Origin of the sequence: Streptococcus sp. HMSC072D07, assembly GCF_001814835.1 — a bacterium.
Taxonomy (GTDB): Bacteria; Bacillota; Bacilli; order Lactobacillales; family Streptococcaceae; genus Streptococcus.
Map to the genome: position 1 here is coordinate 50064 of NZ_KV818067.1, position 15089 is coordinate 65152.

Here is a 15089-nt window from a genome sequence, read left to right on the forward strand (position 1 = left end):
TTTCTTATTATCTCGAGCGTTGTTTTCCAGAATTGCGTTTTTTATGTTTCTTATTAGTTATGATAGCAGTTGCTTGGTTTGGAGTGACATCTTTGCGTCCGCCTCCAGTTGAAAACGAGCTTGCTTTCGGTGGGTTTTTGGCAAATTCTTCACGAACTTTTTTGCGAAGTTTTGGACGAACAACATAGTTAACGATGAACTGTTGGAGAATCATCATGAAACCACCGACAACCCAGTAAAGGGTCACACTGGCTGGTGCGAAGAAGGAGAAGACGACAATCATGAGTGGGCTCATGTAAATCATTTTCTTGAGCTGTTCTCTTTGCATCTCATCTTCTACTCCATGAAGTGAGAGAATTGATTGGAGATAGTAGAGGATACCAGCGAAGGCGACAAGGATCATACTTGGGGAACCAAGATTGATACCCAAGAAAGTAGAGCTAGCTACACCATCAGTGTATTGGGCTGCAAAGTAGATAGCAGAGAAGAAAGGCATTTGAATGAGGATAGGGAAACATCCTACTCCACCGAACATGCTGATGCCGTGTTCTTTCTGAGCTGCAAAGAGGGCTTGTTGCGCTTCTAGTTTTTCTTCTTGAGTTGTTGCTTCTTTGAGACGTGTTTGATGTGGCTCAAGGACGTGTTTGAGGGCATTCATCTTCTCAGAGTGAAGCGTTGCCTTCCATGATTGGTAGATACCAAGTGGGAGGATAATCAAGCGCACGATAATGGTTACGATAATGATAGCCACACCAAAGCCTAGACCTTTATCAGTAGCGAAGTATTTGATGGCTTCAGCCATAGGTGCTCCGATAGTATTCCAAATTAATCCTGTGGGTTGTCCTGTTGCTTTGTCTATTTGGACACAGCCTGTCAAGACGAGTAGCATAGCCACTCCCATAGCAGAGAGGGCAAAACGTTTAATAGATTTCAATGTTTTCATTCCTTCTTTAAAAATTATACCTTTCTATTCTACTGTTTTTTTGTAAAATATACAATAGTTCTAGAGACCTAATTTGCGACTTTGAAGTCCGAATAGGATGAAAAGTTGCTCATTTGTACATCTAGATAGGTAACTTTTGAAAAAGGTGTCGGACCTTTTCGGATCTCTTGGATAAATTTTGCCATAGTTGCAGAGGAGTCTGCCTGAGCAAGAATTTCCACGGTGCCATCGTCGTTATTCCAGACACGACCAGTGATGCCACCGATTTCAAGAGCTAAAGTATAAACACCCCAGCGAAAACCAACACCCTGCACCCTGCCTTGGGCAATCATTCTAACCTTTTGCATACCAAACCCCTTTGATTGTGTTATAATATTTCTATGACTATTATAACCTCAAAAGCCAATTCTGTGGTAAAAAATGCCAAGAAATTACATCAAAAAAAATATCGAAAGTCTGCTTATTTGATTGAGGGCTGGCACTTGTTTGAAGAAGCTGTTCAAGCAGGAGTGACGATTGAGAAGATTTTTGCTCTGGAAAGCTATAAGGAACAGTTAGCCGCTTTTTCGCAAACAGTCTGGGTTTCAGAGGAGATTTTGCTAGATTTGGCAGATACGCAAACTCCTCAAGGGATTGTTGCAGTGATTCAAAAAGAAGAAGTGGGACTGCCTGATCTCCATCAGGGCAAGTATCTATTTTTAGAGGATGTTCAAGATCCTGGTAATGTGGGCACCATGATTCGGACTGCGGATGCTGCAGGTTTTACAGGGGTTATTGTTTCAGATAAGTCAGCAGATATCTACAGTCTTAAGACCCTACGTTCCATGCAAGGAAGTCATTTTCACTTGCCCATCTATCGGATGTCTCTTGCTTCCTTTATAGAAGAGACTAAGAAGACTGCTATGCCCATTCTGGCAACGACCTTATCGAGAGATTCAAAGGATTATCGTGAGCTTTCTTCACTAGAGAACTTTGTTTTAGTCATGGGAAATGAAGGGCAGGGGATTAGTTCTGTGATGGCTGAGAGTGCTGATCAGCTGGTTCATATAGGCATGAAAGGCCGAGCGGAAAGTCTCAACGTAGCAGTTGCAGCAGGCATTTTGATGTTTTATTTCAGCTAATTTATAAAATCTTTGTTATAATCAAGACATATTTATAGAAAAAGGAGAATCAGAATGAATCAAACGATTATTCAAGAACGTTCAGGTCTCAATCAATTTTACGCTAAGGTTTATGCCTTTGTGGGACTTGGGATTGGTCTATCGGCTCTCGTGTCAGCTTTGATGTTGACAGTCTTTCAGGCTCAATTGGTCTACTTTTTAATGCATGGCCGTCTCTGGTTGATGATTGCAACTTTTGCAGAACTTGCTCTAGTCTTTGTTGCAAGTAGCATGGCTGCCAAAAATAGCCCAGCAGCTCTCCCAGTATTTTTAGTTTATTCTGTTTTAAATGGTTTTACCCTTAGCTTTGTCGTAGCTTTCTATACGCCGGGAACAGTTTTGTCAGCCTTTGTATCCAGTGCCCTACTCTTCTTTGTCATGGCGGCAATCGGAATTTTCACTAAGAAAGATTTGAGTGGAATGGGCCGAGCTTTGATGGCGGTGCTTGTTGGTCTCATCATTGCCATGGTTGTAAATCTATTTTTAGCCAATAGCTTCTTTGACTACATGATTAGTATTGCCATGGTCTTGGTCTTCTCAGGTTTGATTGCTTGGGACAACCAAAAGATTCGCTATGTTTATGAGCAGTCACGAGGACAAGTAGCGACAGGATGGGTCATTTCAATGGCTCTCAGCATCTACCTAGACTTTATCAACCTCTTCCTTAGCATCTTACGTATCTTTGGTCGAAACGATTAATGAATGACAGAGTCAGTGTTCAAAAGAGCACTGACTTTTTCTTATTTACTCTTTTCTTTTCTTGGAAATAGGTGTATAATGCTTTTAACTAATTTTTGAGGAGCTGTTTATGAAGAAAAGTTTTATTCATCAACAAGAAGAAATTTCCTTTGTCAAAAACACTTTTACCCAGTATTTGAAAGATAAGTTAGAAGTTGTTGAAGTTCAAGGTCCTATCTTGAGCAAGGTCGGAGATGGGATGCAGGACAACCTATCAGGTGTCGAAAATCCAGTATCCGTCAAGGTTTTGCAGATTCCAGATGAAACCTATGAAGTCGTTCACTCACTTGCCAAATGGAAACGCCACACCTTGGCTCGCTTTGGTTTTGGTGAAGGTGAAGGTCTGTTTGTTCATATGAAGGCCCTTCGTCCAGACGAAGATTCGCTCGACGCGACCCACTCAGTTTATGTGGACCAGTGGGATTGGGAGAAGGTTATCCCAAATGGTCAACGCAATATCGCCTATCTCAAGGAAACTGTTGAGAAGATTTACAAGGCTATTCGTCTGACAGAGCTGGCCGTAGAAGCACGCTACGATATCGAATCCATCTTGCCAAAACAAATCACCTTTATCCATACAGAAGAGTTGGTGGAACGCTATCCAGATCTAACACCAAAAGAGCGTGAAAATGCGATCTGTAAAGAGTTTGGTGCAGTTTTCTTGATTGGTATCGGTGGCGAGTTGCCTGATGGAAAACCTCATGACGGCCGCGCACCTGACTATGATGACTGGACAACAGAGTCTGAAAATGGCTACAAAGGGTTAAATGGGGATATTCTAGTTTGGAACGAATCTCTTGGTTGTGCCTTTGAACTTTCCTCAATGGGGATTCGGGTAGATGAGGACACCCTTCGCCGCCAAGTGGCTCTTACAGGAGACGAAGATCGTCTGGAGTTGGAATGGCATAAAGCCCTGCTTAACGGCCTTTTCCCACTGACAATTGGTGGAGGTATCGGACAGTCTCGTATGGCCATGTTCCTTCTTCGTAAGAAACACATCGGAGAGGTTCAGACCAGTGTTTGGCCTCAAGAAGTTCGCGATACGTACGAAAATATTTTGTAGAGAATCGAACCGCAAGGTTCGGTTTTCTTTCTCTTTTTGCCTATAATTTGGTATAATAAACGGTATGAAAATTGTATCAGGAATCTACGGAGGGCGTCCCCTCAAGACGCTAGAAGGCAAGACGACGAGGCCGACATCAGATAAGGTGCGTGGAGCTATCTTTAACATGATAGGTCCCTATTTTGAGGGCGGTCGTGTCTTGGATCTCTATGCTGGCAGTGGTGGTTTATCCATTGAGGCAGTCTCGCGTGGGATGTCCCATGCTGTCTTAGTGGAACGGGATCGAAAGGCGCAAGCTATCATCGCTGAAAACATCCAAATGACCAAGGAAGTTTCCAAATTTCAGCTCTTAAAGATGGAGGCTGAACGGGCCTTGGAGCAAGTGAATGGTCCCTTTGACCTGGTTTTTTTAGACCCTCCCTATGCCAAGGAACAAATCGTTGCAGATATCGAAAAAATGGCAGAAAGAAACCTTTTCTCCGAAGAGGTCATGGTTGTCTGTGAAACCGATAAGTCTGTAGAACTTCCAGAAGAAATCGCCTGCTTAGGCATCTGGAAGGAAAAAATATATGGGATTAGTAAGGTGACAGTCTATGTCAGATAAAATTGGATTATTTACAGGTTCATTTGATCCGATGACAAATGGACATCTGGATATCATTGAACGTGCCAGCAAACTCTTTGATAAGCTCTATGTCGGGGTGTTCTACAATCCCCACAAACAAGGCTTTCTCCCCGTTGAAAACCGCAAACGAGCAGTCGAAAAAGCGGTGGCGCATTTAGATAATGTAGAGGTGCTGGCTTCTCATGACCAACTAGTCGTAGATGTTGCAAGAAGACTGGGTGCTAAGACCCTTGTCCGTGGCTTGCGAAATACCACCGATTTGCAATACGAGTCTAGTTTTGATTACTACAATCATCAACTGGCTCCAGAAATCGAAACCATTTACCTATATAGTCGCCCAGAGCATATTTATATTAGCTCTTCAGCCATGAGAGAACTTCTGAAGTTTGGTCAGGAGATTCAGCAATATGTCCCAAACAGTGTTGTGGAGGAATTAGAACATGAAGAAAAAAACTAGATGGCCCTTATATGTCATCCTAGCACTAGTATTGACTTTTTTAGCCTTTGTAGTACCTTTACCATACTACGTAGAAGTTCCAGGTGGAGCGGAAGATATTCGTCGCGTTTTGAAAGTCAATGAAACAGAAGACACAGAAGCAGGAGCTTACCAGTTTGTGACAGTCGGTATTCGACACGCAACCCTATCGCATCTTGTCTATGCTTGGTTAACACCTTTCACGGATATTAGAAGTGCCAAGGAGACTACGGGTGGCTCTACTGATGCAGAGTTTATGCGGATCAATCAGTTCTACATGCAAACTTCTCAAAACATGGCCAAGTATCAAGGATTGAAGACGGCTGGTAAGGATATCGAACTCAAGTATCTGGGAGTTTATGTCTTGACCGTGACGGACAATTCAACTTTTAAGGGCATTCTGAACATAGCAGACACCGTGACGGCTGTTAATGACAAAACATTTGACAGTTCAAAAGACTTGGTCGACTATGTCAATTCTCAACAATTAGGAGACACGGTCAAGGTAACCTATGAAGAAGACGGAAAAGTCAAGTCTGCTGAAGGTAAAATTATCACTCTCGAAAACGGAAAAAATGGGATTGGGATTGGTTTGATTGACCGTACGGAAGTGACCAGTGACGTTCCAATTCGCTTTTCAACAGCTGGTATCGGCGGGCCAAGTGCCGGTCTCATGTTTAGTCTCGCTATTTACACCCAGATAGCAGATCCAGGACTTCGTAATGGCCGCGTCGTTGCGGGAACGGGAACCATTGATCGCGATGGAAATGTTGGCGACATCGGTGGAATTGACAAAAAAGTAGTTGCAGCCTCTCGTCAGGGAGCCAACATCTTTTTTGCTCCTGACAATCCAGTCACTGAGGAAGCAAAAAAAGCAGATCCAAATGCGAAAAGCAACTATGAAACAGCCCTAGAAGCTGCTAAAACGATCAAAACAGAGATGAAAATCGTTCCCGTTAAGACTTTGCAGGATGCAATTGATTACCTTAAAAACAATCCCTAATTCGTAGAAAAATTGAAAACTAGCGCGCAAGCGGATAAGATGGTATAATAGTCAAATGGTTCAATTATTATTCACTCTAAGTAGTCATATACTCTTTATTTATTTGAGTTTTTACCTTTTAAAAGATCTTGTAAGATGGGAAAAGGTTTTAAAAGTAACTGCTACTAACACAAAAAAAGTTCGTCTGTTGGTCGGCTTCTGTAGTATTGTAATGGGCTACATCTTGAGTTCATTCTTTATCAGTTTGTACCAACTGTGGCAAGAAGCACTTAGAGGACTATTATAAAATCAAAAGTAAAGGAAACAACTATGGAAAAAATTGTGGTTCAAGGCGGAGATAATCGTCTGATCGGGAGTGTGACGATCGAGGGAGCAAAGAATGCAGTCTTGCCCTTGTTGGCAGCGACTATTCTAGCAAGCAAGGGTAAGACAGTCTTGCAGAACGTCCCAATCTTGTCAGATGTTTTCACCATGAATCAAGTAGTTCGTGGTCTGAATGCCAAGGTGGACTTTGATGAGGAAGCACATGTTGTCGAGGTTGATGCGACTGGTGACATTACAGAGGAGGCTCCTTACAAGTATGTCAGCAAGATGCGTGCATCCATCGTTGTCTTGGGGCCAATCCTTGCTCGTGTAGGACATGCCAAAGTTTCTATGCCAGGGGGATGTACCATCGGAAGTCGTCCAATCGACCTCCACCTCAAAGGTTTGGAAGCTATGGGGGCAAAGATCACCCAGACAGCTGGTTACATCGAAGCTAAGGCAGAATGCCTGCATGGCGCTCATATCTACATGGACTTTCCTAGTGTCGGTGCAACACAAAACCTGATGATGGCAGCGACTCTAGCTGATGGTGTGACGGTCATTGAAAATGCTGCGCGTGAGCCGGAAATTGTTGACCTTGCTATTCTCCTTAATGAAATGGGAGCCAAGGTCAAGGGAGCTGGTACCGAAACCATCACAGTGACTGGTGTTGAGGAACTCCATGGTACGACCCACAATGTGGTACAGGACCGTATCGAAGCCGGAACCTTTATGGTGGCTGCAGCCATGACTGGCGGAGATGTCCTCGTTCGCGATGCAGTATGGGAACACAATCGCCCCTTGATTTCAAAACTACTTGAAATGGGCGTTGAAGTGACAGAGGAATCAGAAGGCATCCGTGTTCGTTCTCAACTTGAAAATCTCAAGGCTGTTCATGTAAAAACTTTACCACATCCAGGATTCCCAACAGATATGCAGGCGCAATTTACAGCTCTGATGACAGTCGCAAAAGGGGAATCCACCATGGTGGAAACAGTGTTTGAGAATCGCTTCCAACACTTGGAGGAAATGCGCCGTATGGGCTTGCACTCAGAGATTATCCGTGACACAGCTCGTATTGTTGGGGGACAGGCTTTACAGGGTGCAGAAGTTCTATCAACGGACCTTCGTGCCAGTGCTGCCTTGATTTTGACAGGTCTGGTGGCGCAGGGAGAAACAGTTGTTGGTAAATTAGTCCACCTTGATAGGGGTTACTACCGTTTCCATGAGAAATTGGCTCAGTTAGGAGCGAAGATTCAGCGAATCGAGGCAAATGATGAAGAAGAATAAAAACTTACGCTATGTACTCCGTCGTTTACTGTTGATTTTTATCGTACTATTGCTAGGCTTTCTGGCTTTAGGAATCGGCTTGATGGTTGGCTATGGTATCCTAGGAAAGGGACAGGATCCATGGGCTATCTTGTCTCCAGCAAAGTGGCAGGAATTGATTAGCAAATTTACAGGAAATTAGACTGGGAGACCAGTCTTTTTCTAAAGAAATAAGGAGAAAAATGGACAAAAAAACAAGACAAGCTCTGATAGGGTTACTTCTATTCTTACTATTGGCTGCTGGAAGCTACTACATCAAGCAGATGCAGACAGCGCCAAACACCCCTAGAACCAAGGTTAGTCAGAAAAAACAAGCTTCAGAAGCTCCCAGTCAGGAGCTAGCTGAAAGTGTCTTAACTGAGTCAATCAAAAACCAAATCAAGGGTAATCTCGAGTGGAATGGAGCAGGGGCCTTCATTGTCAATGGCAATAAAACCAATCTAGATGCCAAGGTTTCAAGCAAACCCTATGCGGATAATAAAACAAAGACAGTGGGAAAAGAAACAGTTCCAACTGTTGCAAATGCCATCTTATCCAAAGCGACTCGGCAGTATAAGAACCGTGAAGAAACAGGCAACGGCTCAACCTCCTGGACGCCACCAGGATGGCATCAGGTCAAGAATCTAAAGGGAGCCTATACACATGCAGTTGATAGAGGACACCTGCTGGGCTATGCCTTGATAGGTGGATTGGATGGTTTTGATGCCTCTACTAGCAATCCCAAGAACATTGCAGTCCAGACAGCTTGGGCAAACCAAGCACAGGCTGAAGATTCGACAGGTCAGAACTACTATGAGAGTTTGGTCAGAAAAGCCTTGGACCAAAATAAGAGAGTCCGTTATCGGGTGACGCTCCACTATGCGACAAATGAGGACTTAGTTCCATCCGCTTCACAAATCGAAGCCAAGTCTTCAGATGGCGAATTGGAATTCAATGTCCTAATCCCCAATGTTCAAAAGGGAATCCAGCTTGATTACCGAACAGGGCAAGTAACAGTGACGGATTAGAAACAATAGATACAATAAAAAAACAGCTCCTTTGTCTTCTAGAGGCAGGGGAGTTGTTCTTTAAATGAAAAATAATGTGAATCCTGAGGGATTTTATGATATAATGGAACACAAGATACTATTTTAGGAGAAGGACTATGGAAGACCCGAGCAGTCAGAATTTGTTGCTACAGTTTGTATTGTTATTTATCTTGACCTTGTTAAATGCTTTTTTCTCAGCCACTGAAATGGCGATGGTGTCACTAAACCGTTCCCGAGTGGAGCAAAAGGCAGAAGAGGGAGACAAACGTTACATTCGTTTGTTAAAGGTACTTGAAAATCCTAACCACTTTTTATCAACAATTCAAGTTGGTATCACGTTAATTACCATCTTGTCAGGGGCCAGTTTAGCAGAAACTCTAGGACGCGAAATCGCATCTTGGATGGGAAATAGTGAAACAGCTTACGCTATTGCAAGTTTTCTATCTTTAGCGTTTTTGACCTATATTTCTATTGTTTTTGGGGAACTCTATCCCAAGAGAATCGCTCTAAATCTGAAAGATACCTTGGCCATCCGAACCGCACCAGTCATTATTGGCTTGGGGAAAATTGTCAGCCCCTTTGTTTGGCTTCTGTCGGCTTCAACTAATCTATTGAGCCGTGTGACGCCAATGACCTTTGATGATGCTGATGAAAAGATGACACGTGATGAAATAGAGTACATGCTCACCAATAGTGAAGAAACACTGGATGCAGATGAGATTGAAATGCTACAGGGAATCTTTTCTCTAGATGAACTAATGGCTCGTGAGCTAATGGTGCCTCGTACAGATGCCTTTATGGTGGATATTCAGGATGACAGTCAAACGATTATTCAAAGTATTCTAAAGCAAAATTTCTCACGTATCCCTGTTTACGATGGGGATAAGGACAATGTGATTGGTTTGATTCATACCAAGCGTTTACTAAACGCTGCCTATGCAGATGGCTTTGAAAATATTGTCTGGAAGAAGATCTTACAAGATCCACTCTTTGTTCCTGAAACTATTTTTGTGGATGACTTGCTAAAAGAATTGCGAAATACCCAAAGACAAATGGCCATTTTGCTCGATGAATATGGTGGTATGGCTGGACTGGTCACACTGGAAGACCTGCTGGAGGAGATTGTCGGTGAGATTGATGACGAGACAGACCGAGCAGAAATCGAAGTCCATCAAATCGGTGAGGACACCTATATTGCACAGGGAACCATGAATCTTAACGACTTCAATAATTACTTTGGTGTCGAACTAGAAAGCGATGATGTGGATACCATCGCAGGCTACTATCTAACTGGAGTAGGAACCATTCCAACCACTGAGAAAATCAGTTACCAACTGGTCAGTCAAAACAAACAAATCGTCCTGACCAACGATAAAGTGAAAAATGGACGTGTTACCAAGGTAAAAGTTCAAATCACAGAACTAGAACCTGAAGAAGAAACAGAATAAAGCAGTGACTTGAGTCACTGCTTTTTGTAAATCTAGATGGTAGGTTCAGTTGTCCCCACTTATTAGGAATAATAAAAAAGCCCGGTTTTACGAGCTTTTCATTTGGTTAATTCCTGTTAATTCAGGAACTGAAAGGCGGTAGACGGATTTGAACCGACGATCAAGCTTTTGCAGAGCCGTGCCTTACCACTTGGCTATACCGCCTCAACGTTTATTATTATACCTTGAAAATCATTTCCCGTCAATAGTTTCTTATTCTAAAATCCAATTTAGGAAAACAGATGATGATCGAAGAAGTGAGAAAAAGCTTGTAAAAATCCCTTTCTAAAGAAGATCAGACTAGAAAGTATTTCTTGAAGAAACAAACAAAGAATGCAGAAATTTTGACAAATAGAAGTTTTTTGAGGAAATGCGCCTAAATATTCTGAAAATTCGTTTACTTTTTAAAAAATATATGTTATAATTTCCAATAAGCCTAAATTTTTCAAGAGGAGTTAAAAACATGAAAAAAAGTAGAGTATTTGTTGCAGCAGGTGTTGCTTTATTAGCAGCAGGAGTACTAGCTGCTTGCGGTTCTTCAAAATCATCTGATTCAACAGCGCCAAAAAATTATGGCTATGTTTATACAGCTGACCCAGAAACGTTGGATTACCTCATTTCAGGGAAACAAAGTACTAAGGTCGCCACTTCAAATGGTATCGATGGTCTTTTCACAAACGACAAGTATGGGAATTTAGTTCCTGCAGTTGCAGAAGACTGGTCAGTTTCAAAAGATGGTTTGACTTATACCTACAAGATTCGTAAAGGTGTCAAATGGATGACATCTGATGGCGAAGAGTATGCTGAAGTAACAGCCAAAGACTTTGTAAATGGTTTGAAACACGCAGCTGACAATAAATCAGCAGCTAAGTATCTAGCAGAAGATTCAGTTAAAGGTCTAGCTGACTATATAGCTGGAAACAATAAAGATTTTGCTTCAGTCGGTGTAAAAGCAGTTGATGATTACACCCTTGAATACACTTTGAACAAACCAGAACCATACTGGAACTCTAAGCTGGCCTACTCAATCTTCTGGCCATTGAACGAAGAATTTGAAAAATCAAAAGGATCTGATTTTGGTAAAGCGACTGACCCTACATCCTTGCTTTACAATGGACCATTCTTGCTGAGAGGTTTGACTGCTAAGTCATCTATCGAATTTGTGAAGAATGAAAACTATTGGGACAAAGACAATGTTCATCTTGATAAAGTAACACTTGCTTACTATGATGGTTCAGATCAAGAATCAATTGAACGTAACTTTACAAGTGGGGCTTATAGCTATGCCCGTCTCTTCCCAACAAGTTCAAACTACTCTAAGGTAGAAGAAACATACAAAGACAATATCTACTACACTCCATCAGGTCCAGGTATTGGTGGTTTGGGTGTAAATATTGACCGTCAAGGTTACAAATACACTTCTAAGACAACTGATGAAGAGAAGATTTCTACTAAGAAAGCCCTTCTTAACAAGGACTTCCGTCAGGCTTTGAACTTTGCCTTTGACCGTACTTCTTACTCAGCACAAATTAACGGTAAGGAAGGTGCTCCTCTTGCAGTTCGTAACCTCTTTGTGAAACCAGACTTTGTCTCTGCAGGCGAAAAAACTTTCGGTGACTTGGTAACTGAAAAGATGGCTGCTTACGGTGATGAATGGAAGAATGTAAACTTTGCGGATGGTCAAGATGGACTTTTCAACGCCGATAAAGCCAAAGCTGAATTTGCCAAAGCTAAAACAGCATTGGAAGCAGAAGGTGTGAAATTCCCTATCCACTTGGATATCCCAGTAGACCAAACATCTAAAAACTATATCGCACGTATTCAATCCTTCAAACAATCCGTTGAGACAGTACTTGGAGAAGAAAACGTAGTCATCGATATCCAACAAATCACTACAGATGAACTACAGAATATTACATACTATGCAGCAAGCGCTGCGGCAGAAGATTGGGATCTCTCAGGTGCTGTTGGATGGAACCCTGACTATGAAGATCCATCAACTTACCTTGATATCTTGAAAACAACGAATGCTGAACAAACAAAAACCTATATGGGTTACGAAGGTGCAGATAATGCTGCAGCGGCTCAAGTTGGTTTGAAAGAATACGATAAGTTAGTTGATGAAGCAGGAAAAGAAACAAGTGACTTGAATGTTCGTTATGAAAAATATGCGGCTGCCCAAGCTTGGTTGACAGATAGCTCACTCTTCTTGCCAGCTATGTCATCAAGTGGTGCTGCACCAATCATTTCTCGTGTTGTGCCTTTCTCTGCATCATACAGTCAATCTGGAGATAAGGGCTCAGACGTATACTTCAAGTATATTCAGTTACAAGATAAGGTTGTAACAAAAGCTGATTATGAACAGGCTCGTGAAAAATGGCTCAAAGAGAAAAAAGAATCAAACGAAAAAGTTCAAAAAGAATTGGCTAATCACGTTAAATAAATAACTCTCAAGAGAACTTTCTCTCCATGAGGAGAAGGTTCTTTTGGGATTTTAAAAGGAAACGATATGAAGAAATATATTTTTATGCGTGTATTGCGTTCATTGTTGTCTATTTTCTTGGTGACAACTTTGACCTACACAATTATCTATACGATGGTTCCTCGAAAACTGATTTTCAAGCAGGATACCAACTATAACAAGATTGCAACGACACCGGATAAGCGGGATAATTATGAAAATACCGTTTATGAACGGATGGGCTATATCGAGTACTACGATACCAAAGAGTTGCAAGAAAGAGCTAGCACGATGGACTCATCTGTAACAGTGGATGCCAATGATACCAATAAGGCAATCTACGAAAAATACATCAACCAACTAGGAAATGGTTGGACACTCGGTGTGTTCTCAGAAAGTGGTCAATTCTATGCTACGCGTGAAATTCCGATTTTCGAACGTGTTTTCAAATTTTATTCGAACTTGATTGACATTGATCATCCAAACAAGATTCAAGACCCTGAAAATCCAAACTTGCAACGTTATCTTCGTTTTGAAAATGACCCTGCTATCGGTTGGTCATTGGTTGGTTCAGGTACAAAACACAAATACCTTTTGTATTTCAACAATCAATTCCCATTTGTACACCAAAACTTTGTGAACATTAACTTGGGAGATTCTTACCCAACTTATGCAAACACGCCAGTGCTTCAAGTTATCACACAAGGTCAGGGACAAACTAAGACATCAGAAGTTCAATTCCCTATGGGTAAAAAGACTTCATCTGTAGATATTTACTCTCGTACCTACAAATCTCCAAGTCAAGCAGACGCGCGTGAGGTAGCCAACTATGGTAAAGACGATCCATATACAGCTACAGAAAGCAATTACCAATACCCATCAATGATTGCAAGCTCAGCGGTTGCTGGTTTGATCGGTTTGATTATTTCGTATGCGATTGCGATTCCACTTGGATCTGCCATGGCTCGCCACAAGAATACTTGGATTGATAGCTTCTCGACAGGTGCCCTTACCTTCTTGCTTGCCCTTCCAACGATTGCCTTGGTTTATATCGTGCGTTTGATTGGCTCATCTATTGGTCTGCCTGATTCATTCCCTATCTTGGGGGCTGGAGATTGGCGTTCATATGTCTTGCCAGCAGTCATTCTAGGTTTGTTGGGTGCGCCAAGTACAGCTATCTGGATTCGTCGTTACATGATCGACTTGCAATCTCAGGACTTCGTTCGTTTTGCTCGTGCAAAAGGTTTGTCTGAAAAAGAAATTTCAAATAAACACATCTTTAAAAATGCCATGGTTCCTTTGGTTTCAGGTATTCCTGGTGCCGTAATCGGGGTTATCGGTGGTGCAACATTGACAGAAACAGTCTTCGCTTTCCCAGGTATGGGTAAAATGTTGATTGACTCTGTTAAGGCATCAAATAACTCAATGGTAGTTGGTCTTGTCTTCATCTTCACATGTATTTCTATCTTCTCACTCTTTGTAGGAGACATCTGGATGACCATGCTTGACCCACGTATTAAATTGACAGAGAAAGGAGGCAAATAATGTCAACAATCGATAAAGAAAAATTTCAGTTCGTAAAACGTGACGATTTTGCCTCTGAAACAATTGATGCTCCTGCCTATTCATACTGGGGTTCTGTATTTAGACAATTTCTAAAGAAAAAATCAACAGTCATTATGTTGGGGATTTTGGTTGCCATTATCTTGATGAGCTTTATTTACCCAATGTTCTCAGATTTTGACTTCAACGATGTAAGTAAGGTCAATGACTTTTCTGCTCGTTTTATCAAACCCAATGCTGAACATTGGTTTGGTACAGATAGTAATGGTAAATCCTTGTTTGATGGGGTTTGGTTTGGTGCGCGTAACTCTATCCTCATCTCTGTAATTGCAACTTTTATCAACCTTGTAATTGGGGTTATTGTTGGTGGAATCTGGGGAATTTCAAAATCCGTTGATCGCGTCATGATGGAAGTTTATAACATTATTTCAAACATTCCATCTCTCTTGATTGTCATTGTCTTGACTTACTCAATTGGTGCTGGTTTCTGGAATTTGATTTTTGCCATGAGTGTGACAACTTGGATTGGGATTGCTTATATGATTCGTATCCAAATCATGCGTTACCGTGACTTGGAATACAACCTTGCTTCTCAAACACTTGGAACACCAACCTTTAAAATCATTGTTAAAAACATCATGCCGCAATTGGTATCTGTTATTGTTTCTACAATGACCTTGATGTTGCCAAGCTTCATCTCTTATGAAGCCTTCCTTTCCTTCTTTGGATTGGGATTGCCTGTAACAGTGCCAAGTTTGGGACGTTTGATCTCAGATTACTCACAAAACGTTACGACCAACGCTTACTTGTTCTGGATTCCGTTGACAACCTTGATCTTGGTATCCCTATCTCTTTTCGTTGTTGGTCAAAACCTAGCGGATGCTAGTGATCCACGTACACATAGATAGGAG

The 15089-nt window shown here is 41.8% G+C and carries 16 protein-coding genes and 1 tRNA gene; 14 read left to right on the top strand and 3 right to left on the bottom strand.

The genetic code is table 11. The features are described from left to right. Positions 1–7: 7 nt before the first annotated feature. Both yidC and HMPREF2991_RS06680 read right to left on the bottom strand, forming a co-directional pair. Positions 8–934: a membrane protein insertase YidC gene (gene yidC, locus HMPREF2991_RS06675; protein WP_070567854.1), complete on the bottom strand. Its 927-nt coding sequence runs from the start codon at positions 932–934 to the stop codon at positions 8–10. A gap of 77 nt (positions 935–1011) precedes the next feature. Continuing rightward, on the bottom strand, positions 1012–1290 hold the full coding sequence (locus HMPREF2991_RS06680) for an acylphosphatase (RefSeq protein ID WP_001174620.1): 279 nt from the start codon (positions 1288–1290) through the stop codon (positions 1012–1014). Positions 1291–1323: 33 nt separating this feature from the next. Here HMPREF2991_RS06680 and HMPREF2991_RS06685 point away from each other — a divergent pair, with 33 nt between their 5' ends. The 11 genes from HMPREF2991_RS06685 (at position 1324) to HMPREF2991_RS06730 (ending at position 10115) form a co-directional block, all read left to right on the top strand. Beyond that, entirely contained in the window at positions 1324–2064 is a 741-nt protein-coding gene (locus tag HMPREF2991_RS06685) for a TrmH family RNA methyltransferase (RefSeq protein ID WP_000152683.1), read from the top strand. A gap of 54 nt (positions 2065–2118) precedes the next feature. After that, entirely contained in the window at positions 2119–2802 is a 684-nt protein-coding gene (locus HMPREF2991_RS06690) for a Bax inhibitor-1/YccA family protein (protein ID WP_001076864.1), read from the top strand. 109 nt (positions 2803–2911) lie between these two features. Then, entirely contained in the window at positions 2912–3904 is a 993-nt protein-coding gene (gene asnA, locus HMPREF2991_RS06695; protein WP_000747998.1) for an aspartate--ammonia ligase, read from the top strand. Positions 3905–3968: 64 nt separating this feature from the next. Then, complete coding sequence (rsmD, locus tag HMPREF2991_RS06700) at positions 3969–4508, top strand: 16S rRNA (guanine(966)-N(2))-methyltransferase RsmD (RefSeq protein WP_000706946.1); 540 nt, start codon at positions 3969–3971, stop codon at positions 4506–4508. Next, on the top strand, positions 4498–4986 hold the full coding sequence (gene coaD, locus HMPREF2991_RS06705) for a pantetheine-phosphate adenylyltransferase (RefSeq protein ID WP_070683721.1): 489 nt from the start codon (positions 4498–4500) through the stop codon (positions 4984–4986). Before rsmD ends, coaD begins: the two co-directional genes overlap by 11 nt. Then, positions 4970–6007, top strand: coding sequence for a SepM family pheromone-processing serine protease (locus HMPREF2991_RS06710; RefSeq protein ID WP_070683723.1), 1038 nt, complete (start codon positions 4970–4972; stop codon positions 6005–6007). The genes coaD and HMPREF2991_RS06710 overlap by 17 nt, the downstream gene beginning before the upstream one ends. A gap of 55 nt (positions 6008–6062) precedes the next feature. After that, the gene (locus HMPREF2991_RS10695; RefSeq protein WP_083312772.1) at positions 6063–6293 is read left to right on the top strand and encodes a DUF1146 family protein; all 231 of its coding nucleotides are present in this window, start codon (positions 6063–6065) and stop codon (positions 6291–6293) included. A 23-nt stretch (positions 6294–6316) separates the two neighbouring features. Continuing rightward, on the top strand, positions 6317–7600 hold the full coding sequence (murA, locus tag HMPREF2991_RS06715) for a UDP-N-acetylglucosamine 1-carboxyvinyltransferase (protein WP_070683725.1): 1284 nt from the start codon (positions 6317–6319) through the stop codon (positions 7598–7600). After that, positions 7587–7781 carry a DNA-directed RNA polymerase subunit beta gene (locus HMPREF2991_RS06720; RefSeq protein WP_000739701.1) on the top strand — a complete coding sequence of 65 codons (195 nt, stop codon included), beginning with the start codon at positions 7587–7589 and terminating at the stop codon, positions 7779–7781. Before murA ends, HMPREF2991_RS06720 begins: the two co-directional genes overlap by 14 nt. A gap of 40 nt (positions 7782–7821) precedes the next feature. Next, entirely contained in the window at positions 7822–8646 is an 825-nt protein-coding gene (locus tag HMPREF2991_RS06725) for a DNA/RNA non-specific endonuclease (RefSeq protein ID WP_070683727.1), read from the top strand. Between the two features lie 137 nt (positions 8647–8783). Continuing rightward, positions 8784–10115 carry a hemolysin family protein gene (locus HMPREF2991_RS06730; protein WP_049501594.1) on the top strand — a complete coding sequence of 444 codons (1332 nt, stop codon included), beginning with the start codon at positions 8784–8786 and terminating at the stop codon, positions 10113–10115. Between the two features lie 133 nt (positions 10116–10248). Here HMPREF2991_RS06730 and HMPREF2991_RS06735 read toward each other — a convergent pair. Continuing rightward, a tRNA-Cys gene (locus tag HMPREF2991_RS06735) sits at positions 10249–10319 on the bottom strand. A 298-nt stretch (positions 10320–10617) separates the two neighbouring features. Between HMPREF2991_RS06735 and HMPREF2991_RS06740 the strand changes: the two genes are divergently transcribed. The 3 genes from HMPREF2991_RS06740 to oppC all read left to right on the top strand — a co-directional run bounded on the left by HMPREF2991_RS06740 (position 10618) and on the right by oppC (position 15086). Beyond that, on the top strand, positions 10618–12597 hold the full coding sequence (locus HMPREF2991_RS06740; protein ID WP_049479469.1) for a peptide ABC transporter substrate-binding protein: 1980 nt from the start codon (positions 10618–10620) through the stop codon (positions 12595–12597). Between the two features lie 66 nt (positions 12598–12663). After that, positions 12664–14160 (top strand): ABC transporter permease, encoded by a 1497-nt coding sequence (locus HMPREF2991_RS06745; protein WP_049490242.1) that lies wholly within the window; start codon positions 12664–12666, stop codon positions 14158–14160. Continuing rightward, a complete protein-coding gene (gene oppC / locus HMPREF2991_RS06750; RefSeq protein ID WP_007522372.1) occupies positions 14160–15086 on the top strand; it encodes an oligopeptide ABC transporter permease OppC in 927 nt (308 codons plus the stop codon). Before HMPREF2991_RS06745 ends, oppC begins: the two co-directional genes overlap by 1 nt. Positions 15087–15089 lie beyond the last annotated feature (3 nt).